Source organism: Mesorhizobium sp. M1A.F.Ca.ET.072.01.1.1 (assembly GCF_004023325.1).
Taxonomy (GTDB): Bacteria; Pseudomonadota; Alphaproteobacteria; order Rhizobiales; family Rhizobiaceae; genus Mesorhizobium.
The window spans coordinates 1-21,310 of record NZ_RZSF01000038.1 but is presented as its reverse complement, the minus strand read 5'-3'; the positions used below and the strand labels follow the sequence as shown (position 1 = coordinate 21,310).

Sequence of the window (21,310 nt, the reverse complement as noted above, 5' to 3'; positions counted from 1 at the left end):
GGCGCGGCCAAAAAAGATTAAAAGTTGATTGAAATTCGTCGAAACTGCTGATCTCCCCCACGAGGGGGGAGATTGCTAATCACACCAGCGTCCGCTCCACGATGTCGCGCAAGTCGGCCGACAGGTTCTCGGCGTTCGCGATCTGCAGCAGTGCCTGCCTTGCCTTGTTCTGCCGGACCGGTTCCAGCGAGCGCCAGGACCTGAGCGCCGTCGCCAGCCGTGCTGCCACTTGCGGGTTGCGCTTCTCGACCTCCAGCACGGTCTCGGCGAAGAAGCGGTAGCCTTGGCCGCCGGAAAGATGGAAGCCGGTCTGGTTGGCGCTGGAGAAGGTGCCGATCAGCGAGCGCACCCGGTTCGGATTTGCGATCGAGAAGGCAGGGTGCTGCATCAGCGCGCGCACCTTTTCGACGGTCAGCGGTCCCGGCACTCCGGCCTGGATCTGGAACCATTTGTCGAGCACCAGCGCATCGCCGCTGTATCTCATCTCGAAGGCCGACAGTGCCTCCTCCGCTTGCGCGGAGCCGGCATGACGGTGTGCCAGCACGGTCAGCGCCGCGGCGCGGTCGGTCATGTTGGTGGCGGCGTTGAAATGCCGCGCGGCAAGCGCCGCGCCTTCGGGCAGGAGCGACAGGTAATCGAGCAGGATGTTGCGCAGCGCGCGGCGCCCAGCGCTTGCCGAGTCGGGCGTGAACGGACCGTTGTCGGCCAGGCTGGCGTAAAGGGCCGAGAAGATCTCGCGATTCGCCATGGCAATCGTCCGCGCCAGCGCCTCGCGGGCGACGAAAATGGCGTCGGGATCGATGCCCTGGCCGATGTCGCGCGCAATATCGGCCTCGCCGGGCAGCGACAGAGCCAGCGCCCGGTAGGCCGGCCCCAGCGTCTCGTCGCGGGCAATCGTTCCGGCAAGCTCGGCGAGCTTTGCGTCGAAGGCCGACTCTTTGCCGCCCAGCAGCTGGCGGAACGCCGCTATGAGCGCGTCGGTGAGCAGCGTGTTGAAGGCCTGCCAGCGCGAGAAAGGATCGCTGTCATGGCTGGCCAGGAAGAACTGGTCATCGGCCTTCTGCTGCACCGAGAGCGTGATCGGCGCCGAGAAGCCGCGGTTGAGCGACACCGAAGGCCGCTCCGAAACCCCCGAGAAGCGCACCGTGTGCCGCCGCTTTCGGACATGGATGATGCCGTCCTCGACGGTGGCGCCATCGACGGTTGCCCAGGCGACAGGCTTGCCGCCGGCGCCGACCAGGCCGAAGGCCAGGGGAATATGCATCAGCCGCTTGCGGCTTTCCGACGGCGTCGGCGGCACCGACTGTTCGATCTCCAGCGTGAATGCCTTGGCCGCCGCATTGTAGGAGGAACTCACCGTCAGGTTCGGCGTACCGGCCTGATGGTACCAGAGCGCGAACTGCGTGAGGTCTCGGCCAGAAACGTCCTCGAACACTTTGAGGAAGTCCTCGATCGTCGCCGCTTCGCCGTCATGCCGCTCGAAATAGAGGTCCATGCCGGCGCGGAAGGTCTCCGCGCCGAGGATGGTGCGGATCATGCGCACCACTTCCGAGCCCTTCTCGTAGACTGTTGCAGTGTAGAAGTTGTTGATCTCGCGGTAGCGGCGCGGCCTGACCGGATGCGCCAATGGCCCCTGGTCCTCGGGGAACTGATGCGCGCGCAGCGTGCGCACCTCGGCGATGCGCTTTACCGCGCGCGAGCGCTGGTCGGCCGAGAATTCGTGGTCGCGGTAAACAGTCAGCCCTTCCTTCAGGCAGAGCTGGAACCAGTCGCGGCAAGTGATTCTGTTGCCTGTCCAATTGTGGAAATATTCATGCGCGATGATCGCCTCGATATTGGCGAAGTCGGCATCGGTCGCCGTCTCCTCGTCGGCCAGCACATATTTGTCGTTGAAGATGTTGAGGCCCTTGTTCTCCATGGCGCCCATGTTGAAGTCTGACACGGCGACGATGTTGAAGACGTCGAGGTCGTATTCGCGGCCGAAGACCTCCTCGTCCCATTTCATCGAGCGCTTCAGCGCATCCATCGCGTAGCCGGCGAGCCGCTCCTTGCCGGGCTCGACATAGATGCCGAGCTCGACCTTGCGGCCGGAAAGGGTGGTGAAGCTGCCAGCGACCTTGCCGAGCGCGCCCGCCACCAGCGCAAAGAGATAGGAAGGTTTCGGGAAGGGGTCGTGCCAGACGGCATAGTGCCGGCCATCCGCGAGCGCCCCGCTTTCTACGGGGTTGCCGTTGGACAGCAGCAGCGGCGCCTGGGCGTGCGGCGCCTCGATGCGCACGGTGTAGACCGAGAGGACGTCTGGACGGTCGAGGAAATAGGTAATGCGGCGAAACCCCTCCGCTTCGCATTGGGTGCAATAGACATTGTTGGAGCGATAAAGGCCCATCAGCGACTCGTTGCTGGACGGCGCGATCTCGGTCTCGAGACGAAGCTCGAAGCGCCGTGCCGCCGGCGGCGTCGGAATGATCAGCTGGTCGGGCGTAGCCTGATAGTCGGCTTCCGGGAGAACCTGCCCGTCGATGGCAACGCCGAGCAGCTTCAGCCCGTCGCCGTCGAGCACCAGCGGCGTGGAAGCGGCGACCCCCTGGCGTCGCTCGACGGTGAGCACGGCAGTGACGCGGGTGGCATCCGGAGACAGACGGAAATCGAGGCTGGTCCGCGGAATGAGATAGTCGCTGGGGCGGTAGTCTTCGAGCTTGAAGACATGGCCGGTATCTGTGCGCATTCCGTCGTTTTTCCTATCAATTCGGGTGGGCAGCAGGCTTTGCTGGTGGGGGAATTCTAAAGTCCGCGCTCTTTACACCAAACGGTCACTCGACAAAACTGCGCCAAGGTCTATTTCTGGGCTTCGTTTTCCGACCATCGTCACGAGGCAAGATGACCGTCGATCATGCCGTCGGCCACAATATGCTGCGCGGCATTGCGCTGAAGATTGTCTCCGTGGCGGTCTTTGTCGGCATGCAGACCTGTATCAAGGCGGCCGGCGCCGTGCCCGCCGGACAGATCGTCTTCTTCCGCTCCTTCTTTGCCATCTTGCCGATCATCGCCTTTCTGGCCTTCAAGGGACAGCTCGCCACCGCATTCACCACGAAACGGCCGTTCAACCACATCGCGCGCGGCGTCGTCGGCGTCGGCGCCATGGGGCTCGGCTTCTTCGCGCTGACCAGGTTGCCACTTCCCGAAGCGATCACGCTGAATTATGCCCACCCGCTGCTGGTCGTGGTGTTCTCTTCGATCTTCCTGGGCGAGACGATCCGCGTCTATCGCTGGAGCGCGGTCGCCTTCGGCCTCGTCGGCGTGTTGATCGTTTCCTGGCCGGAACTGACGCTGTTGAATTCCGGCGAGGCGCTCGACGACCAGGAGGTGCTTGGCGTCATGGCGGCGCTGATCGCCGCGACGATCTCGGCCGTCGCCATGCTTCTGGTGCGCAATCTCGTGCAGACCGAGAAGACGGCGACCATCGTGCTGTGGTTTTCCTCGACGGCGAGCGTGCTGGCGCTGCTCACCCTGCCTGTCGGCTGGCAGATGCTGACGCCGATGCAAGCCGCGCTGCTTGTCATGGCAGGCTTCTGCGGCGGGCTCGGCCAGATCCTGATGACGGCCGCCTACCGCCACGCCGAGGCTTCGGTCGTGGCGCCTTTCGAATATAGCTCGATGATTCTCGGCGTCGTCATCGGCTATCTTGTGTTCGGCGATGTGACCTCGCTCAACACCCTGATCGGCGGCGTGATTGTGGTTGCCGCCGGCATCTTCATCATCTGGCGCGAAAGGCAACTTGGCCTCGAGCGCACGCGCACCCGAAGGGCGGCGCCGCCGCAGGGGTAGCCTACGAAGCGGCCGTCCGCTCCTTCGCCAGCCGCACCAGCACGGTCCGCGTCTGGTCGTCGGCGGGGAAGAAGGATTCGATCGCCAGCTCCGACAGCGTCACGTCGAGCGGCGTACCGAAGACGGTGATCGTGCTGATGAAGGACAGCACCTGATCGCCATGCGCGAGCCTGAGCGGATGGACGATGCCGCTTGGCTCGACCGGCGCCGGCCGGCTGCTCCTCAGCCCGGACGGATAGCCGCGCAATTCCTTCTCCAACTCGATCAGCATGGAGTCGCCGGTGGCGTCGTTCTGGTGCTTGAGGCGCTCGAGCAGATGCGCGCGCCATTCCGCGAGGTTGACGATGCGCGGCGCGACGCCACCGGGATGCAGGCTGAGCCTCAGCACATTGACCGGCGGCTTGAGCAGCCACGGCTCCGAGACGTCGGCCAGGAACGGGCCGATCGCCGCGTTGGCGCAAACGAGGTTCCAGTGCCGGTCGACCGCCAGCGCCGGGAAGGGCTCGTGGCCCTTGAGCACCGTCTCGACCGCAGCCATCGCCGGCGCCAGCGTCGTATCGGTCAGCGGCCTTTCGCTGAAGCTCGGCGCGAAGCCGGCCGCGAGCAAAAGCTGGTTGCGCTGGCGTAGAGGAATGGCAAGCTGCTCGGCCAGATGCAGCACCATCTCGCGCGAAGGCTGGGCGCGGCCGCTTTCGACGAAGGAGAGATGCCGCTGCGAGATATCGGCTTCCATGGCGAGGTCGAGCTGGCTCATGCGCCGGCGCGTGCGCCACTCGCGAATGAGGCTGCCGGCGGAGACGTCGGGTGTTGTCATGGGGGATGAGTAGGGCGGCGAGGGGAGTAATTCAATTACCTAAGAGGTTATCGCTCCCCTTCTCCCTTGTTGTGGGAGAAGGGAAGGTGCTTCACCCCAACGCCCTCAGTTTCGCCTTCACCTCGAGAAAATCCCGCCACGCCAGCTTCTTGTGTGCAGGCGTGCGAAGCAGATACGCCGGATGCAGCGTCGGCATCGCTGGAATGGCAATGCCCGACTGGGTGGTGTGGACGCGCCAATTACCCCGTAACCGCAGGATGCCCTCGGTCGTGTTGAGCAGCGTCTTGGCGGAAGGGCCGCCGAGATTGACCAGCACCTTCGGATTGACCAGCTCGATCTGCCTTTCGATGAACGGGCGGCAGATCTCCGTCTCGTGCAGCGTCGGCGTGCGGTTGCCCGGCGGGCGCCACGGGATGACGTTGGCGATATAGGCCGATGTCCGGTCGAGGCCGATTGCTGCCAGCATGCTGTCGAGCAGCCGTCCGGAGCGGCCGACGAAGGGCAGCCCTTCGAGGTCCTCGTCGCGGCCCGGCGCCTCGCCGACGAGCATCAGGTCGGCATTCGGGTTGCCGTCGGCGAAGACCAGGTTCTTGGCGGTGAATTTGAGATTGCAGCCATCGAACGCCGCCATCTGCTGACGCAGCTCGTCAAGCGTCGAGGCACTCGCCGCCAGCTGCCGCGCGAGCTTGATCTGCCCCTCGTCGGGGACCGTGGCGGTGGTGAGCGTCGGGCGCCGCGGCGCATCGGGCACTTGGCTTGCGTCCAGCCCGGTCGATGCCGCCGGCCGTTCCGCCGCCCGGCCTGCCTCCAATCCGGGCTCCGATGCCGGCCGCTCCAGGGGCATGCTTTCACGCGCGGTCGCGGCCTGCGCCGGCGCGAGCTCGGCTTGCTTCGGCTTGGCCTCGGCGAAGCGGTCGACAGGCGTGTCTTCCAGCGCCTCGTCAACGCCGGCGCTGGCATAGAAGGCCAGCAGCTCTGCGATATCGATCGGGTTGTTTGGGGAGGCGGCAGTCATGGCGCCACCATCGTCCGCGCGGCAAAGATTTGCAACCGCTCGGAATTCGCCATTCAGCGCAATGTCTGTCAGCCCGTCGGTATGCGCGGATCCTGCACCAGGAAAAATGTCCAGCGCGGCGTGTAGTCGGTGATCAGGAACTCGAACGTCGCCGTCTTCAGCGGGTCGACCTTGCCGTTCTTGAACAAGAGCCGGTCATAGGGTTCGAACTGGCGGTCGAAATCGGCGAAGTTGCTCGAGACGATGTTGTCGGGACTCTTGTTGCGCTGGTCGAAGGAGAGACCGTCGCCGAACACGCTCGGCTGGTCGAGGATTTCCTGCAGCTCGAACTGGAACTCGACCCAGGGCAGGGAGCTGTTGTTGAGCACGTCGATGCGCATGTACATAACCCCATTGGCCACGTTGCCGGCCCTGCCGAAGGCTTCGATCGGCCTGATCGCGCGGATGGTCAGCGTCACTGGCGTCGCCGAATTCAGCTCCTCGGTGATGACCAGCGGGTCATCCTTGGTGCCGATTCCGGAAGCGCCGGTGATGCGGAAGCCGCCGAGCTCGTCGGAAAAGGAGTAGGCGCCGGCCGCCCAGACTTTCTGCGGATCGGCCTGGGCCGCGCCGAGCGAAAAGAGGAGCGGAAGAACCGCGCGGCAGAGCACGCCGGGCGTGAAGAGTAAGCGCTTCAATGAAAAGCCGGTTGGCTCGGGAGTGCGCATGGGGCCAAGTATTGCCGATAAGCAAGCCGTCGAACAATTAAAAACGTGCCGGACGGGCCTGGCCTTCCAACTGCATGGCCCTGGCCTATGCTTCGCCGTCGCCTGTCCGATGGCCGTTTCGTATGGAACACCGCGACTTTTTGTCGAAATCGGCTTTGTCACGTCAGCGCCGGTTTCGCGTCGCGAATTGATACGCTATGCAGCGCGTGAGCCAGCAAAATGCGAGAATAGGGCAAGCCAGCGAGGGGCAGATGAGCGAAATCGAACGCGAGAGCATGGAATTCGACGTGGTCATCGTCGGCGCCGGTCCGGCCGGCCTTGCCGCGGCGATCCGTCTGAAGCAGCTCAACCCCGACCTTTCCGTCGTGGTGCTGGAAAAAGGCGGCGAGGTCGGCGCCCATATCCTGTCCGGCGCCGTCGTCGACCCGATCGGCATCGACCGCCTTTTGCCGGGCTGGCGCGAGGAGGAAGGGCACCCTTTCAAGACGCCTGTCACCGACGATCATTTCCTGGTGCTGGGCCCCGCCGGGTCCTTCCGCCTGCCCAACTTCCTGATGCCGCCGCTGATGAACAACCACGGCAACTACATCGTCTCGCTTGGCAATGTCTGCCGCTGGCTGGCGACCAAGGCCGAGGCGCTCGGCGTCGAGATTTATCCGGGCTTTGCCGCGGCGAGCCTTGTCTACAACGACGCCGGCGCCGTGACCGGCGTGATCACTGGCGACATGGGCGTCGAGAAGGACGGCACGCATGGCCCGGCCTACGCTCCGGGCATGGCGCTGATGGGCAAATACGTGCTGATCGGCGAGGGCGCGCGCGGCTCTTTGGCCAAGCAACTGATCGACAAATACCAGCTTGCCGACGGCCGCGAGCCCGCCAAATTCGGCATCGGCCTCAAGGAACTCTGGCAGGTCAAGCCTGAGAACCACAAGCCGGGGCTGGTGCAGCACTCCTTCGGCTGGCCGCTCGACATGAAAACCGGCGGCGGCTCCTTCCTCTACCATCTCGAAGACAACCAGGTGGCGGTCGGCTTCGTCGTCCATCTGAACTATAAGAATCCTTGGCTCTCCCCCTTCGAGGAATTCCAGCGCTTCAAGACTCATCCGGCGATCAGAGGCACCTTCGAGGGCGCCAAGCGGATCGGCTATGGCGCGCGCGCCATTACCGAGGGCGGCTGGCAGTCGGTGCCGAAACTCTCCTTCCCCGGCGGCGTGCTGATGGGCTGCGCGGCCGGCTTCGTCAACGTGCCGCGCATCAAGGGCTCGCACAATGCGGTGCTGTCCGGCATGCTGGCCGCCGAGCATGTCGCGGACGCCATTGTCGCCGGCCGGGCCAATGACGAGCTCGCCTCCTATGAAGACGCCTGGCGCGGCAGCGACATCGGCAGGGATCTGAAGAAGGTGCGCAACGTCAAGCCGCTGTGGTCGCGCTTCGGCACCATCGTCGGTGTCGGCATCGGCGGTCTCGACATGTGGCTGAACACGCTGTTCGGCTTCTCGCCCTTCGGCACGCTGAAGCACGGCAAGGCAGACTATGCGACGCTCGAGCCCGCCTCCAAGCACCAGAAAATCGCTTATCCGAAGGCGGATGGCGTCTTGACCTTCGACCGGCTCTCCTCGGTGTTTTTGTCCAACACCAACCATGAGGAAAATGAGCCCGTGCACCTCATCGTCGGCGACATGGCGCTGCAGCAGCGTTCCGAGCACGACGTGTTCGCCGGGCCATCGACCCGCTACTGCCCGGCCGGCGTCTATGAGTGGGTGGACAAGGACGGCAATGCCGCTGCCGATCCGTCCGCCAAGGACGTGCGCTTCGTCATCAACGCGCAGAACTGCGTCCACTGCAAGACTTGCGACATCAAGGACCCGAACCGGAACATCAATTGGGCACCCCCGCAAGGCGGAGAGGGGCCGGTCTACCAAGGCATGTGAGCCCCACGTCTGGCCGGGCCGGCTCGACAGCCGCCATCCTGCGGCTGGCGAGAGCCGGGTAACAGGCGGCACCTACGAGCAATACCGGTTGCGACGGCGCAACCTCAAGGCTGTTGAATCCGCTGCCTGCTTGTGTTCCCTTTCCCTAAGGATAGGGAGGAGACGGTTATGCGCATGGCGGTTCTGACATGCCTTGTCGCTCTCGGCGCGCTCTGCGCGCCGCAGGCTTCGGCCGGCACCAGGGTGCTGGTCCAGACGCGCACCTATGACATTGCCGGCAATTCGGGCGCGGCGCTCATCGAGGCGATGGGCAGCAAAGGTCCCAAGCACGGCTTCATGACGCATGCCATCGCCCAGACCGCCTATACGGCCGACTGGGAGCTTGGCGTTATCCAGGACAAGGGCTCGTGCCGGATACGGCAGGCAAACGGAACGCTCAGTCTCTTCTACACTTTCCCCCGCTTGGCGTCGCCAGCCACGCCTGCATTGAAGAAGCGCTGGAACCGGTTCTTCGCCGGCGTGCGCGCCCACGAGGGAACCCATGGCCGCATTGCCCGGGAAATGATGCGCGTCACCGATCGCTCGATCACCGGTCTTAGGGTCGCTAACGACCCCTATTGCTACAAGGCGCGCAGCGAGGCGCGCCGGCGCATCCAGGCCGTCTATGCCGAATACGAGGCCAGGCAAAATGCCTTCGATGCCCGCGAGCACCGCGAAGGCGGTCATGTCGAGCACCTGGTCGCTGCTTTGATCAGGCCCTAGCGGCACAAGCAGAAACCGGCGATGCGGCGGGAAGCAATGCGACGCTAACTGCCCGTCTTGCCAAGTTGTGCGTTTGCCGCCAGCGCCGACTGATGCTCGTGCTCGGGCTCTCGGCCGTCGGACCGCAACGAGAACTCGACCAGCACCGGCAAGTGGTCGGAGCCGGCGTCTTCCAGCCGCGTCGCCGAATGGATTGTCACGGCCCCCTTGCTGAACACCTGGTCGATCGGCAGGCCGGCGAAGCGCCGGATGAAATCCGGCAGCTTCCGGTGAATCCAGGTCGGCCCGGCCGACGGCATCACGCTCAGTCCGCCGAGCGAGGCGACACGACGCACCGCAGCGCTCCACGGCGCGGCGTTGCAGTCGCCGGCCATGATGGCGGTTTCGCCGAGCGCGGCAAGCGGCTCCGCCAGCTCGCCGATCTGCCAGTACTGCTCGCGCGGCCACGGCCAGCTCAAATGGATTGCCGCGACATCGACGCCGGTGCCGCCGAAATCGACCGTGGCGGTTGCCATCGCACCGCGCGGCTCGCAATGCGGCGCGGTGCCCGGGGCAAAAGGCCGCCGCGAGAGCAGCGCGACCCCGAATACGCCGTTGGGGTAGGGGCAGAGGATGCGGTACGGATAGGCGCCGGTGATATAGCCGAGCTCTCTCGTCCACATTCCCGACACCTCGTCGAGTGTGATCACATCAGGGTTGGTGCGGCCGATCAGCGACAGCACCTTCTTGGGCGTCGGATTGTCGAAGCGAAGATTGATCTGCAGCAGGCTGTAGAGGATACGGTCGGCAGGTTTGGCGACCGCCTGCTGCGGCCACAACCTGGGCAGCGCGCTGGCCGTCGTGGCGAGGCAGGCTAGGGCGAAGAGCAGCGCTGCTGCCGCTTGCAGCCGGTACGAACTGGCAAGCAGCGCCACCGCCAGCAGCGCCGTGAGCACGCTCAGATGAATACGAAAATGCGAGAACGAATCGAGGGCTGGATGCAGCGCGCCGAGGAATCCGGCCAGCAGCGCGGCCGTGAGTGCCGTCATCGCCAGGAATGCCACCCCAGCCGTCATGTTTGAGCGCGCGCCGCCTGTTGTCATGTCAGTCGTGTTCTGCCGAATGTCGCCGGCATCTTTTTGCAGCGACATAGTCTCGCTCAGGCCTGCTTATCGGCAAAATTGCGGCCCGGGCAAGACGATGAGTTGCCTCGGCTACTGGAAAGCAGTCTCGGAGAAGCTTCTCAACTTGCGCGAATGCAGCCGCTCCATCGGCATTTCGGCCAGCTTCTCCATCGCCCTGATGCCGATGGTGAGGTGCTGCGCCACCTGCCGCTTGTAGAATTCCGTCGCCATGCCGGGCAGTTTCAGTTCGCCATGCAAAGGCTTGTCGGAGACGCACAGCAGCGTGCCGTAGGGCACGCGGAAGCGGAAGCCGTTGGCGGCGATCGTCGCCGATTCCATGTCGAGCGCGATGGCGCGCGACTGCGAAAGGCGCTGCACCGGTCCGCGCTGGTCGCGCAGTTCCCAGTTGCGGTTGTCGATGGTGGCGACGGTGCCGGTGCGCATGATGCGCTTGAGATCGTAGCCGGAAAGTCCCGTTACTTCGGCGACCGCTTCCTGCAGCGCTACCTGGATCTCGGCCAGCGGCGGGATGGGCACCCAGACCGGCAGGTCGTCGTCGAGCACATGATCCTCGCGCACATAAGCATGGGCCAGCACATAGTCGCCCAGCGCCTGCGTGTTGCGCAGGCCGGCGCAGTGGCCGAGCATCACCCAGGCATGTGGCCGAAGCACCGCGATATGGTCGGTGATGGTCTTGGCGTTGGACGGGCCGACGCCGATATTGACCATGGTGATGCCGCCATGGCCCGACTTCTTCAGATGGTAGGCCGGCATTTGCGGCAGGCGCTGTGGCGGGGTGCCTTCGCTCGCCGCGCCGGCCCCGGCCTTGGTCACGAGATTGCCCGGCTCGACGAATTCGCTGTAACTGCCGCCGCCGCTCTCCATCAGCTCGCGGGCCCGCGCCACGAACTCGTCGATGTAGAACTGGTAATTGGTGAACAGCACGAAATTCTGGAAATGCTGCGGGCTGGTCGCCGTGTAATGCGTCATGCGGTGGAGCGAATAGTCGATGCGCTGTGCCGTGAACGGCGCCAGCGGCCTCGGCTCGCCGAACGCCACCTCGAATGTGCCGTTGGCGATCTGGTCGTCGGTGCCGTCGAGATCCGGCACGTCGAACAGGTCGCGGATCGGTCGCCTGATGCGCTCGGCAGCCGTGCCGTCGACATAGGTGCCTTCCAGGAAGGCGAAATGCAGCGGGATCGGCGTCGTCGATTCCGACACCGTGACCTGGACGCCGTGATTGCGCATGATGAGCCGAAGCTGCTCGACGAGATAGTTCTCGAACAGCTTTGGCTGGGTGATGGTGGTGGCAAAATGCCCGGGCGTCGGCATATGGCCGTAGGCCTGGCGCGAGTCGATCTGCGTGAACGAGGTGGTGGTGACGCCGATCTGCGGATAAAAGGCCCGGTAGCGCCTGCTCTCGTCGCCGCCGGCGGCGAGCTTGGCGAAGGAATCGCGCAGGAATTTGGTGTTGCGGTCGTAGAGCGCCTCCAGCGCCGCGACCGCCTTCTTGGCGTCGTCAAAACTCTGCCTGCCGAAAGGCTCCGGCATGACGACCGATTCGATGGCTTGGGGGTAGATTCGCTTTTCCATGGCCCAATATAGGGATTTGGAAGAGCGCTTGGGAGGGGGAGGCGGGCGCGAAGCCCGCCTTGCGACGTATTTTTGTCTGGCCGTGTCAGCCGCGCTGCAGGCTGACCAGCAGCACGAAGCCGATGCCTGCCTTCTTCGGCGTTGGCGCCTCGATGACCGAACCGGCGTCTGCGCGCATCATCGGCACCGCCAGCACAGGAGCGGCAAGCACCATCAGGATGAGCATCGCCCGCGGCAGGAGCCGAAGAGCTTTGAGGGTGGAGGCAGCGATGCGGTTCATGGTGGTCGTTCCGGTTTCGAGTATTGGTCGTTTCAGCGGCCGAAATGGTTCATGCAGTCCAGCCGGCAGGTATCGGCCATTCGCGGTGAGCGCGCCGGACGGCCGGCTTCGGCCACGAGGATGGCGAAGAACATGCCGAACAGGCTCATCAGCAGGCAGACGATGGTGAAGCGGCGGACAAGCATTGGTCTCTCCTTCGATGGCGAGGAGAATGCCCGAACGCCTCTGAACCGGTTCTGAGACCGATATTCATCTGCCGTTCAAATTGGCTGATGGGGTCATGACCGGCCGAAGGCCTGCGAAGTGCCTTGTCCAGCGTTGCGCTCAGAAACGGCGCTCAAAAAGAAAACGGGGCGCCGGGCCCCGTTTTTGCATCGTCATCCGTTCGACTGTCAGAGCTTGTGCCAGGTCTGGGTCTTGCAGATCAGTCCGCCCAGAACGCAGCCGCTCATCTTTAGCGAGGTGCCGGAAAGCGTCGCCTTGCCGGAATAGGTCTTGTCGGTTTCGGGGTCCGTTATGGTGCCGGTGTACTTGTTGTCGCCGGCCGCCTTGAAGGAGCCGATCGTCTTGCCGGCATATTTGCCGGACTTGAGCGTGATGGAAAACGCCCCGCCGCCGGCGATCGCCGCTGTCGATCCGGCCTGCGTCTTCCAATTGCCCTCGATCGGGTCGGCCGACGCGGCGCCTGCCATCATCAAGGTGGCCGCCAGGGCCAGGCTGACTTTTCGAAACATGCTTGTCCTCCCTTTAGGGTTCCGGCGGGCCTCGTTCCGCCTTTCTGTCCCTTACGCAAACGTAAAGCTAATCCAGCCATCGCCAAAACGAAAGCGGTGCCGCGACGGAAGCTTGCAAGGATTTCGGCCGCGTCGGTCGCTGGAAATGAACCGATGGCGAAAAAGGCTTCGGTTTCCGTGGTTAGCGAAGTCTTGATTCCCGCGCCTCAAATTTTCGACGAATTTGGCGCAGATCGGCTGAATTGCTGGATTCCTATGCTTAACGGTTCTTCGCGTTTACCTCTTGTTTTAGCTTTGTTTTCTTCAAATTAAGCAAGCCATTTAACGACGGATTCAAGGCGAGCCGTCATCCTCGAAAGCATCGAAAGAGCGGCCCGCCCAGGGGAATTCCAGGGACACAAGGAGGCAGCTCTCGGGAGCAGACAGGGGATTGAAATGGCACGCTTTGAAATGCTTGAAGCCGGCTTCGGCGCCATGGGGGCAACTGCCCAGGCCGACATTCTTTTCGAACTGGGCATGATGTATGCGACCGGCCGCGACTGCGAGACCGACGTCATTGCCGCCCACAAATGGTTCAACATCGCCGCGATCAAGGGATCGCTCCGCGCCGCCGAGCTGCGCTCGGAATTGTCGGCATCGATGTCGAAGGCCGAGATCGCCAAGGCGCTGCGCGAAGCGCGCGAATGGATGACGATGCACTGATTTTGCGGGGTAAGGCCCGGAAGCTCTTAAGGGACAAGGCCGCAAAAAGACGGCCGGTTAACCAGACCAAGAACGCGGCAGGTCAACGAACTCAAGCCGTGCGACAACACAGGGAAGCGAGCGGGTTCAGGCGCGCGGGGCGCCGGGAAGCTCGACTGCAAAAGCCGCGACCGGCCGGGACAAGGCCGGCGCGGCTTTTGCATTTGCGCAGTCACCGCCTGTATGGGAACGGCGGCTTGGCCCAAGAACTCCCCGTCGGAATGAACCAAATCCCGATAGATTGTGCTCTCGACAGTTCCGGCGAAGGGTGAAATTGTCCCGGCTCTCTGGAAGAAGCGTGGCCGGAACGGCCGCGCGCAAGTGGAGGAGTTCTATTGTCATGAAAAGATTGGGTATTTTGAGCGCGGCCGCATTGGGCCTGACGATGAGCGCATCGGTTGCCTTCGCCGACGACATCACGATTTCGGTGGTCGGCCCGATGACCGGGCAGCTCGCCAACATCGGCGACCAGTTCAAACAGGGCGCGCAGGCCGCGGCGGATGCCATCAATGCCGCCGGAGGTGTAAACGGCAACAAGATCAAGATCGACATCCAGGACGACCAGTGCGATCCGAAGCAGGCGGTGTCGGTCGCCAACCGCATCGTCGCCAACGGCGTCAAATTCGTCGACGGCCATGCCTGCTCGGGCTCGAGCATTCCCGCTTCCGCCGTCTACGCCGAAGCCGGCACCCTGATGATGAGCCCGGCCTCGTCTAATCCGGAACTGACCGACGCCGCGGCCAAGGCCGGCTGGCCGACGATCATGCGCCTCTACACGCGTGACGATGCGCAGGGCGCTTTCATCGGTCCATGGATCGCCAAGAACTATGCCGGCAAGAACGTCGTCGTCCTGCACGACAAGAGCGCCTACGGTCAGGGCGTTGCCGATGCTGTCAAGGCGACCATGAATGCCGGCGGCCTCAAGGAGGTCGACTATGAAGGCATCAATGCCGGCGAGAAGGACTATTCGGCTTTGGTCACCAAGCTGAAAGAGCTCAAGGCCGACGTCGTCTATTTCGGCGGCTACCATCCGGAGGCCGGCTTGATCCTGCGCCAGGCAGCGGAGCAGAACGTCAAGTTCCAGCTGATCATGCCGGACTCGATCGCCTCGCCGGAATTCTGGCAGATCGCCGGCCCGGCCGGTGAAGGCACGATGTTCGTCTTCCCCTCGGATCCGCAGTCGAAGCCGGAAGCGAAGGAGGCCGTGGCCAAGATCAAGCAAGGCGGCTTCACACCGGAAGGTTTCACGCTGTTCTCCTATGCAGTGATCCAGGCGGTGGCCGAAGGCGTCAAGCGCGCCGGCACCGACGACCCGGCCAAGGTCGCCGAGGCGCTGAAGGACGGCAAGCCGATCAGCACCGTGGTCGGCGATGTGATCTTCGACGAGAAGGGCGACCTGAAGAACGCCGGCTACGACATCAACCAGTGGCACGACGGCAAATACGCGCCGATCAAGCCGTAATTCGTTCTGCAGATCGATTGGAAATGGCCGGGATTTGTCCCGGCCGTTTTCGTATGTGCCTTGGCACTGATTTGGAGGCCAGTTCGGCGCTCTACGGCGTCCCCCTGGAGTCCTGCCGCCCCAGCCAGTTTGTCCCGTTGCCGATCCAAGGCGACCGGCAGCTCAGCCCCGTGCGTCCTCGAACCGCACCAGCACCGTGCCGTCGCTCACTTGCGCGCCTTCGGCCGCGATCTCGGCAATCACCCCGTCATGGGGTGCGGCGATCGTATGTTCCATCTTCATCGCCTCGAGGATCAGGAGCGGCTGGCCCTTGATCACGGCATCGCCCGCTGCCGCGCGCACCAGCTTGACCAATCCCGGCATCGGCGCGCGCAGGCTGTCCGACGCGGCCGCGGCCTCATCCGCCTTGGCCAGCGGATCCGGCACCGTGAATGTATATCCGACCGCTCCTTCGAACACCGTGACATGGCCCGGCCAGCGCGCGCTGCGCGGCATGCTCCTGAGGTCGTGCGCGTTGAGCGCGTCATGCGGCGCCTCCAGCGCCACCTGGAAGCGGCCGTCTGGCCGCGCCGAAACCCGGGCCAGGATGTTCTCCTCGCCGTAACGCAGCCGGGTGCGGCGCGCCAGCGTATGGAAATGCGCATAGCCGGCGAGCGAGCACCACGGATCGGCGGCCGGACCCGCCGTGCTTGCGTCGGTCGCTGCCAGCGCCGCCGCGGCGATCGCTTCATCGCTTGGCGCGGGAACAGCGACAAGAGCGTCCTGATGCCGGCCGATCAGGCCGGTGTCGATATCGCCCGCCGCGAAATCGGCGTCGGCGGCGAGTGCTGCAAGGAAGGCTGTGTTGACCGTCGAGCCGGCAACTTCGGTTCGGGCCAGCGCCTTGCGCAGCGCGCCAAGCGCGGTGGTTCTGTCCCTGGCGTGCACCACCAGCTTGGCGATCATCGGATCGTAGAAGGGCGAGATCGCATCGCCGGACCGCACGCCGGTCTCGATGCGCATGGCGGCATCCTCCGGCGGCGTGTCGGGGAATTTGAGATGATAAAGCGTGCCCGTCGCCGGCAGGAATCCCTTGGCCGCGTCCTCGGCGTAGATGCGCGCCTCGAAAGCATGTCCGGCAAGGGCGATCTCGTTCTGCGCCTTCGGCAGTTTTTCGCCGGCGGCGACACGAAGCTGCCATTCGACCAGATCGACGCCGGTGACCATCTCGGTGACGGGATGCTCGACCTGCAGCCGTGTGTTCATCTCCATGAACCAGAAGCGGTCGGCTTTGAGGGCCTCGGAAGCATCGACGATGAACTCGATCGTGCCGGCGCCCGAATAGCTGATTGCCTTGGCGGCCTTCACCGCCGCTTCCGTCATCGCCTTGCGCAGCGCCGGCGTCATGCCGGGGGCGGGCGCCTCCTCGATCACCTTCTGGTGGCGGCGCTGCGCCGAGCAGTCGCGCTCGAAAAGATGCACGACATTGCCGAAATTGTCACCGAACACCTGGACTTCGATGTGGCGCGGCTTGTCGACATATTTTTCGACCAGAACGCGGTCGTCGCCGAAGGCAGCCTTGGCCTCGCGCCGCGCTCCGGACAGCGCCTCGGAGAAGTCGTCCGGATGGTCGACGCGCCGCATGCCCTTGCCGCCGCCGCCGGCGCGCGCCTTGATCAGCACCGGGTAGCCGATCTCGCGCGCTTTTGTGGCAAGCAGCACAATCTCCTGCGCTTCGCCGTGATAGCCGGGCACCACCGGAACGCCGGCCTTTTCCATCAACCGCTTGGCGGCGTCCTTCAGCCCCATGGCGCGGATCGAGGCGGCGGACGGGCCGATGAAGATGAGGCCCGCTGCCGTCACCTGGTCGACGAAGTCGGGGTTCTCCGAAAGGAAGCCGTAGCCGGGGTGGATAGCCTCGGCGCCTGTGGCAAGCGCCGCGGCAATGATCCTGTCGCCGCGCAGATAGCTGTCACCGACCGGCGAGGGGCCGATATGCACCGCCTCGTCGGCCATCTCGACATGCAGCGCTCGCGCGTCGGCATCCGAATAGACGGCGACTGTTCGCGCGCCGAGCTTGCTTGCGGTGCGGATGACGCGGCAAGCGATCTCGCCTCGATTGGCGATCAGGATCTTGCCGAACATGGAGCCTCCCGAGTTTGCGACGGGCAGCGCCAATTCGGCAGGCGCGGGCCTACTTCGATGCGGCGATCTCGCAGGCGCCGCCCGTAGTCACCTTGTAGTGCGCGCGCGTGGCCAGGCAGGATTTCATCGCCAGCTCTTCCGCAACCTTTTGGGACGGCGCATTCAGGTGTCCACCACAGATGATATAAGACGACATGATCCGGGCATAAGGCGTGGTCGCGTAGGCTGAATGGCCGCTCGCCGCCAGATAGGCCTTGTACGCCCTGTTGCACGGATCCTTGGGATTGCGTGGGATGTAAGGTGGAAAGCGCTTGTCCCCCTCGCTTCCAGCCAGCGACCCGGCGACGACAGCGCCGCACGAGGCGAATATAAGCATTCCTGCAAGTATCGACGCGGAAGCTTTCCGCAGATATTCTCGTGTCATTTTTACCCAATCCCCATGAGACAATGCAGGATGAGCAATATCGAATATTTGCCGGCGTCGCTAGATGGTCACTCAAGAATCTCGATCTCGTGAACGGGTGGAACGTCTTTGTCATAAAGTTCAGGCTCCCCCAATCGCAGCAACGGTTGAGCTGTATAGTTTGGCAGTCAGATCGTCGAAGCAGCAGAAAGTCACGGTCTCGGGGATGGCGTTTTCGCCTAGAAAAACAGCAACCGTGCCGACGGCTATTTCGGTAGCCTGATCTTTCGGATAGCCGTAGATGCCGGTCGAGATCGCCGGAAATGCTATCGTTCGACAGTCCTTACCGGTGGCAATCTCCAGCGAGCGCCGATAGCAGGAGGCGAGCAACTCCGCCTCGCTCTCGCCCCCGCCGTGCCAGACCGGGCCGACAGTGTGAATGACATAGCGCGCCGGCAGCCGGTAGCCTTTCGTCAGTTTGGCATCCCCGGTCCTGCAGCCGTTCAGCGTGCGGCATTCGGCGACCAGCTCCGGCCCGGCGGCGCGGTGGATAGCGCCGTCGACACCACCGCCGCCGAGCAGCGAGGAATTGGCGGCATTGACGATGGCATCGACCTTAAGCCTGGTGATGTCGCCGGTATGCACGCGGATCCTATCGCTGACGCCGCTCATCGTCACATCCTGAACACGCCGAACTTCGTTTCCTCGACCCCGGTATTGAGCGCCGCCGAGAGGCTGAGCGCCAGCACCTCGCGCGTCCTGGCCGGATCGATGATGCCGTCGTCCCAAAGCCTTGCCGAAGAATAGAGCGGGTGACCCTCATGCTCGTATTTCATCAGGATCGGCTTCCTGAATTTCGCTTCCTCTTCGGCGCTCCACTCACCGCCCTTGCGCTCGATGCCCTCGCGCTTGACCATGGCGAGCACCGTCGCCGCCTGCTCGCCGCCCATCACCGAAATGCGCGCATTCGGCCACATCCACAGGAAGCGGGGCGAATAGGCGCGGCCGCACATGCCGTAATTGCCGGCGCCGAACGAACCGCCGATGATCACCGTAAGCTTCGGCACGCGTGCCGTGGCGACCGCCGTGACCAGCTTGGCGCCGTCCTTGGCGATGCCGCCGGCCTCATACTTTCGCCCGACCATGAAGCCGGTGATGTTCTGCAGGAAGATCAGCGGAATGCCGCGCTGGCAGCAGAGCTCGATGAAATGCGCGCCCTTCAGCGCGCTTTCCGAAAACAGCACCCCATTGTTACCGAGGATGCCGACCGGCATGCCGTGCAGATACGCAAAACCGGTGACCAAGGTGGTGCCGTAATTCTGCTTGAACTCGTCGAACTCGGAACCGTCGACCAGACGCGCGATCACCTCGCGAACGTCATAGGGCTGGCGCAAATCAGTCGGCACGATGCCGTAGAGTTCATGCGGATCGTGAAGCGGTGATACTGGTTTCTGTAAGTTCAGGCTTACGGCCTTGTTCCGATTCAGGTTCTTGACGATGCGTCGGCAAATGGCCAGCGCGTGCTCGTCATCCATGGCATAGTGGTCGGCGACGCCGGAAAGCCTGGTGTGGACCTCGGCGCCGCCGAGCTCCTCGGCGCTGACATCCTCGCCGGTGGCAGCCTTCACCAGCGGCGGGCCGCCAAGAAAAATGGTCGCCTGGTTGCGCACCATGATCGTTTCGTCCGACATCGCCGGCACATAGGCCCCGCCCGCCGTGCAGGAGCCCATGACGCAAGCGATCTGCGGGATGCCGGCTGCCGACATGTTGGCCTGGTTGTAGAAGATGCGGCCGAAATGCTCACGGTCGGGGAAGACCTCGTCCTGGTTGGGCAGGTTGGCGCCGCCGCTGTCGACCAGGTAGACGCAAGGCAGCTTGTTCTGCAGCGCGATCTCCTGCGCGCGCAGATGCTTCTTCACCGTCACCGGATAATAGGTGCCGCCTTTCACCGTCGCGTCGTTGACGACGACCATCACCTCCCGGCCTTCGACACGGCCGATGCCGGTGATGATGCCGGCCGACGGAATATCCTCGCCATACATCGACCATGCCGCGAACTGGCCGACCTCGAGAAAAGGCGAGCCGGTGTCGAGCAGTTGCGCCAATCTTTCGCGCGGCAGCAGCTTGCCGCGGCTTTGGTGGCGCTCGCGCGCCTCGTCCGAGCCGCCGCGCTCGATGCCCGCCGCCTTCTCGGCGATATCGTCGACCAGCGCCCGCATGCGCTCGGCATTGGAGCGGAAGCTTTCCGAGGAGGGGGAGATTTGGGTTTGGAGTGTGGCCACGTTATTCCTCACACCTCTTGATGCCGCAACGCAACCAGTGTAACAGCCCGCACCCGGATGCTGCGTGCGCAGCGCGGCATCTTTTGTACGAATGACACCTCAGGAGGCGACGATGAAAGGCATCGATATGCGTTTCACCAAATGTCTCCCCTCGGCCATGGCCTGACGCCGCCGAAGGGCGGCTTTCCACGTCCCGGATTCGAGCAAAAGGAACACGGCGCCTGCAAGCGCTGTGGGTGTCACTATGTATGTGCGGTTTGTAACGCCGCTGATCCATCCGAAGAGCCGGGTAGAGAGCGGCTTTTTCCATGCGTCCTGGTACTTGTACCGGAATGGCTGCCCGGACTGGATCCATGGCGAACTGGAGGATCAGTTCGACTGGTTCAATCGGCATTTGCCCATTCCTGGCCGGGTTGGGCGGCATTTCAAGCGCCGTGAGTCGATTTGGGGCGTCTGCTGGTTCCACCCGAACGCCAAGGAAGCCATCAGCCGTGCGCGCTATTGCGCCTGGCTGATCGAGGAGGGCGGCTTGCCTGTGCGCTCGATCACGTCCCGGCGCCAGCGTGAGGTTCTGTGGCGCGATGAGCATCAGATCGTCGCCAAGCCGACCGACGACCTGCCCAAGGCGTTCGGCTGAGGTGACGGAGGGAGACATCACACTCCCTCCGCCATGATCTCGCGGCCGATCAGCCAGCGGCGGATCTCGCTGGTGCCGGCGCCGATCTCGTAGAGCTTGGCGTCGCGCAGAAGCCGCCCGGTCGGATAATCGTTGATATAGCCGTTGCCGCCGAGCAGCTGGATGGCATCGAGCGCCATCTGCGTCGCCTTTTCGGCCGCGAAGAGCACGCAGCCGGCGGCGTCCTTGCGCGTGGTCTCGCCGCGGTCGCAGGCACCGGCCACGGCGTAGACATAGGCGCGCGCCGCGTTCATCGTCGAATACATGTCGGCAAGCTTGCCCTGCACCAGCTGAAAACTGCCGATCGGCTGGCCGAACTGCTTGCGCTCATGCACGTAAGGCACCGCCACGTCGAGGCAGGCCGCCATCAGCCCGATCGGCCCGCCGGAGAGCACGGCGCGCTCATAGTCGAGGCCCGACATCAGCACCTCGACGCCGCGCCCTTCCTCATGCAGCACATTCTCGAAGGGCACCTCGACATTCTCGAAGACGAGCTCGCCGGTGTTCGAGCCGCGCATGCCGAGCTTGTCGAGTTTTTGGGCCACCGAAAACCCGGCAAAGGTTTTTTCGATGATGAAGGCGGTGATGCCGCGCGAATTGCGCTCCGGATCGGTCTTGGCATAGACCACCAAGGTCTCGGCATCGGGTCCGTTGGTGATCCACATTTTCGAACCGTTGAGCACATAGCGGTCGTTGCGCTTTTCGGCGCGCAGCCGCAGCGACACGACGTCCGAGCCTGATCCGGATTCCGACATTGCCAGCGCACCGACCTTTTCGCCCGAGCAGAGCGCAGGGAGGTATTTCTCCTTCTGTGCCGGCGTTGCCCAGCGGTTGATCTGGTTGACGCAGAGATTGGAA

20 protein-coding genes are annotated in these 21,310 nt (G+C 63.8%); 6 read left to right on the top strand and 14 right to left on the bottom strand.

Annotated features, from left to right (window positions below):
• Window positions 1-79: 79 nt before the first annotated feature.
• A complete protein-coding gene (pepN, locus tag EOA32_RS08480; RefSeq protein ID WP_128371462.1) occupies window positions 80-2,725 on the bottom strand; it encodes an aminopeptidase N in 2,646 nt (881 codons plus the stop codon).
• Between the two features lie 152 nt (window positions 2,726-2,877).
• Between pepN and EOA32_RS08475 the strand changes: the two genes are divergently transcribed.
• Window positions 2,878-3,825: a DMT family transporter gene (locus EOA32_RS08475; protein ID WP_128371461.1), complete on the top strand. Its 948-nt coding sequence runs from the start codon at window positions 2,878-2,880 to the stop codon at window positions 3,823-3,825.
• 1 nt (window position 3,826) lies between these two features.
• Here EOA32_RS08475 and EOA32_RS08470 read toward each other — a convergent pair whose 3' ends face one another.
• From EOA32_RS08470 to EOA32_RS08460, 3 genes are all read right to left on the bottom strand, one after another.
• The gene (locus EOA32_RS08470) at window positions 3,827-4,639 is read right to left on the bottom strand and encodes a helix-turn-helix transcriptional regulator (RefSeq protein WP_095800144.1); all 813 of its coding nucleotides are present in this window, start codon (window positions 4,637-4,639) and stop codon (window positions 3,827-3,829) included.
• Between the two features lie 91 nt (window positions 4,640-4,730).
• Window positions 4,731-5,654 carry a uracil-DNA glycosylase gene (locus EOA32_RS08465; RefSeq protein WP_128371460.1) on the bottom strand — a complete coding sequence of 308 codons (924 nt, stop codon included), beginning with the start codon at window positions 5,652-5,654 and terminating at the stop codon, window positions 4,731-4,733.
• Window positions 5,655-5,722: 68 nt separating this feature from the next.
• Window positions 5,723-6,361, bottom strand: a complete 639-nt coding sequence (locus EOA32_RS08460; RefSeq protein ID WP_066997558.1) for a hypothetical protein — start codon at window positions 6,359-6,361, stop codon at window positions 5,723-5,725.
• A 251-nt stretch (window positions 6,362-6,612) separates the two neighbouring features.
• Between EOA32_RS08460 and EOA32_RS08455 the strand changes: the two genes are divergently transcribed.
• Together EOA32_RS08455 and EOA32_RS08450 are read left to right on the top strand one after the other, a co-directional pair.
• A complete protein-coding gene (locus EOA32_RS08455) occupies window positions 6,613-8,292 on the top strand; it encodes an electron transfer flavoprotein-ubiquinone oxidoreductase (RefSeq protein WP_128371459.1) in 1,680 nt (559 codons plus the stop codon).
• Window positions 8,293-8,460: 168 nt separating this feature from the next.
• Window positions 8,461-9,054: a DUF922 domain-containing protein gene (locus EOA32_RS08450; RefSeq protein WP_066997555.1), complete on the top strand. Its 594-nt coding sequence runs from the start codon at window positions 8,461-8,463 to the stop codon at window positions 9,052-9,054.
• Window positions 9,055-9,098: 44 nt separating this feature from the next.
• On the opposite strand, the gene EOA32_RS08445 is transcribed toward EOA32_RS08450, so the two are convergent.
• The 5 genes from EOA32_RS08445 to EOA32_RS08430 all read right to left on the bottom strand — a co-directional run bounded on the left by EOA32_RS08445 (window position 9,099) and on the right by EOA32_RS08430 (window position 12,764).
• A complete protein-coding gene (locus EOA32_RS08445) occupies window positions 9,099-10,109 on the bottom strand; it encodes an endonuclease/exonuclease/phosphatase family protein (RefSeq protein ID WP_128371467.1) in 1,011 nt (336 codons plus the stop codon).
• Window positions 10,110-10,247: 138 nt separating this feature from the next.
• Entirely contained in the window at window positions 10,248-11,708 is a 1,461-nt protein-coding gene (locus EOA32_RS08440) for an AMP nucleosidase (protein WP_245499208.1), read from the bottom strand.
• 127 nt (window positions 11,709-11,835) lie between these two features.
• On the bottom strand, window positions 11,836-12,030 hold the full coding sequence (locus EOA32_RS08435; protein WP_067321018.1) for a hypothetical protein: 195 nt from the start codon (window positions 12,028-12,030) through the stop codon (window positions 11,836-11,838).
• Between the two features lie 32 nt (window positions 12,031-12,062).
• The gene (locus EOA32_RS38460) at window positions 12,063-12,215 is read right to left on the bottom strand and encodes a hypothetical protein (RefSeq protein WP_164747131.1); all 153 of its coding nucleotides are present in this window, start codon (window positions 12,213-12,215) and stop codon (window positions 12,063-12,065) included.
• 207 nt (window positions 12,216-12,422) lie between these two features.
• Window positions 12,423-12,764 carry a DUF2147 domain-containing protein gene (locus tag EOA32_RS08430; protein ID WP_066997546.1) on the bottom strand — a complete coding sequence of 114 codons (342 nt, stop codon included), beginning with the start codon at window positions 12,762-12,764 and terminating at the stop codon, window positions 12,423-12,425.
• 435 nt (window positions 12,765-13,199) lie between these two features.
• Here EOA32_RS08430 and EOA32_RS08425 point away from each other — a divergent pair, with 435 nt between their 5' ends.
• Together EOA32_RS08425 and EOA32_RS08420 are read left to right on the top strand one after the other, a co-directional pair.
• The gene (locus EOA32_RS08425; protein WP_066997543.1) at window positions 13,200-13,466 is read left to right on the top strand and encodes a sel1 repeat family protein; all 267 of its coding nucleotides are present in this window, start codon (window positions 13,200-13,202) and stop codon (window positions 13,464-13,466) included.
• Between the two features lie 379 nt (window positions 13,467-13,845).
• Entirely contained in the window at window positions 13,846-14,967 is a 1,122-nt protein-coding gene (locus EOA32_RS08420) for an ABC transporter substrate-binding protein (RefSeq protein WP_128371457.1), read from the top strand.
• A 162-nt stretch (window positions 14,968-15,129) separates the two neighbouring features.
• Here the strand turns inward: EOA32_RS08420 and EOA32_RS08415 are convergent, their stop codons facing one another.
• The 4 genes from EOA32_RS08415 to EOA32_RS08400 all read right to left on the bottom strand — a co-directional run bounded on the left by EOA32_RS08415 (window position 15,130) and on the right by EOA32_RS08400 (window position 19,776).
• Complete coding sequence (locus EOA32_RS08415) at window positions 15,130-17,091, bottom strand: acetyl/propionyl/methylcrotonyl-CoA carboxylase subunit alpha (RefSeq protein WP_128371456.1); 1,962 nt, start codon at window positions 17,089-17,091, stop codon at window positions 15,130-15,132.
• 49 nt (window positions 17,092-17,140) lie between these two features.
• Window positions 17,141-17,515, bottom strand: coding sequence for a hypothetical protein (locus EOA32_RS08410; protein ID WP_066997532.1), 375 nt, complete (start codon window positions 17,513-17,515; stop codon window positions 17,141-17,143).
• A 120-nt stretch (window positions 17,516-17,635) separates the two neighbouring features.
• Window positions 17,636-18,166, bottom strand: coding sequence for an O-acetyl-ADP-ribose deacetylase (locus EOA32_RS08405; RefSeq protein WP_066997529.1), 531 nt, complete (start codon window positions 18,164-18,166; stop codon window positions 17,636-17,638).
• A 2-nt stretch (window positions 18,167-18,168) separates the two neighbouring features.
• Window positions 18,169-19,776 (bottom strand): carboxyl transferase domain-containing protein, encoded by a 1,608-nt coding sequence (locus tag EOA32_RS08400; RefSeq protein WP_128371455.1) that lies wholly within the window; start codon window positions 19,774-19,776, stop codon window positions 18,169-18,171.
• A 244-nt stretch (window positions 19,777-20,020) separates the two neighbouring features.
• Between EOA32_RS08400 and EOA32_RS08395 the strand changes: the two genes are divergently transcribed.
• Window positions 20,021-20,413 (top strand): hypothetical protein, encoded by a 393-nt coding sequence (locus EOA32_RS08395; protein WP_066997523.1) that lies wholly within the window; start codon window positions 20,021-20,023, stop codon window positions 20,411-20,413.
• 17 nt (window positions 20,414-20,430) lie between these two features.
• On the opposite strand, the gene EOA32_RS08390 is transcribed toward EOA32_RS08395, so the two are convergent.
• The coding region (locus tag EOA32_RS08390) for an acyl-CoA dehydrogenase family protein (protein WP_128371454.1) at window positions 20,431-21,310 on the bottom strand (880 nt) is incomplete at its 5' end.

Excerpts from the sequence above, each read along its gene's own strand:
- EOA32_RS08475 (WP_128371461.1), top strand. The coding sequence starts at position 2,878 with ATGACCGTCGATCATGCCGTCGGCCACAATATGCTGCGCGGCATTGCG.
- EOA32_RS08445 (WP_128371467.1), bottom strand. The coding sequence starts at position 10,109 with ATGACGGCTGGGGTGGCATTCCTGGCGATGACGGCACTCACGGCCGCG.
- EOA32_RS08420 (WP_128371457.1), top strand. The coding sequence starts at position 13,846 with ATGAAAAGATTGGGTATTTTGAGCGCGGCCGCATTGGGCCTGACGATG.
- EOA32_RS08440 (WP_245499208.1), bottom strand. The coding sequence starts at position 11,708 with ATGCCGGAGCCTTTCGGCAGGCAGAGTTTTGACGACGCCAAGAAGGCG.
- EOA32_RS08470 (WP_095800144.1), bottom strand. The coding sequence starts at position 4,639 with ATGACAACACCCGACGTCTCCGCCGGCAGCCTCATTCGCGAGTGGCGC.
- EOA32_RS08465 (WP_128371460.1), bottom strand. The coding sequence starts at position 5,654 with ATGACTGCCGCCTCCCCAAACAACCCGATCGATATCGCAGAGCTGCTG.
- EOA32_RS08405 (WP_066997529.1), bottom strand. The coding sequence starts at position 18,166 with ATGAGCGGCGTCAGCGATAGGATCCGCGTGCATACCGGCGACATCACC.
- EOA32_RS08460 (WP_066997558.1), bottom strand. The coding sequence starts at position 6,361 with ATGCGCACTCCCGAGCCAACCGGCTTTTCATTGAAGCGCTTACTCTTC.
- EOA32_RS08430 (WP_066997546.1), bottom strand. The coding sequence starts at position 12,764 with ATGTTTCGAAAAGTCAGCCTGGCCCTGGCGGCCACCTTGATGATGGCA.
- pepN (WP_128371462.1), bottom strand. The coding sequence starts at position 2,725 with ATGCGCACAGATACCGGCCATGTCTTCAAGCTCGAAGACTACCGCCCC.
- EOA32_RS08435 (WP_067321018.1), bottom strand. The coding sequence starts at position 12,030 with ATGAACCGCATCGCTGCCTCCACCCTCAAAGCTCTTCGGCTCCTGCCG.
- EOA32_RS08410 (WP_066997532.1), bottom strand. The coding sequence starts at position 17,515 with ATGACACGAGAATATCTGCGGAAAGCTTCCGCGTCGATACTTGCAGGA.
- EOA32_RS08455 (WP_128371459.1), top strand. The coding sequence starts at position 6,613 with ATGAGCGAAATCGAACGCGAGAGCATGGAATTCGACGTGGTCATCGTC.
- EOA32_RS08425 (WP_066997543.1), top strand. The coding sequence starts at position 13,200 with ATGGCACGCTTTGAAATGCTTGAAGCCGGCTTCGGCGCCATGGGGGCA.
- EOA32_RS08415 (WP_128371456.1), bottom strand. The coding sequence starts at position 17,091 with ATGTTCGGCAAGATCCTGATCGCCAATCGAGGCGAGATCGCTTGCCGC.
- EOA32_RS38460 (WP_164747131.1), bottom strand. The coding sequence starts at position 12,215 with ATGCTTGTCCGCCGCTTCACCATCGTCTGCCTGCTGATGAGCCTGTTC.
- EOA32_RS08450 (WP_066997555.1), top strand. The coding sequence starts at position 8,461 with ATGCGCATGGCGGTTCTGACATGCCTTGTCGCTCTCGGCGCGCTCTGC.
- EOA32_RS08395 (WP_066997523.1), top strand. The coding sequence starts at position 20,021 with ATGTATGTGCGGTTTGTAACGCCGCTGATCCATCCGAAGAGCCGGGTA.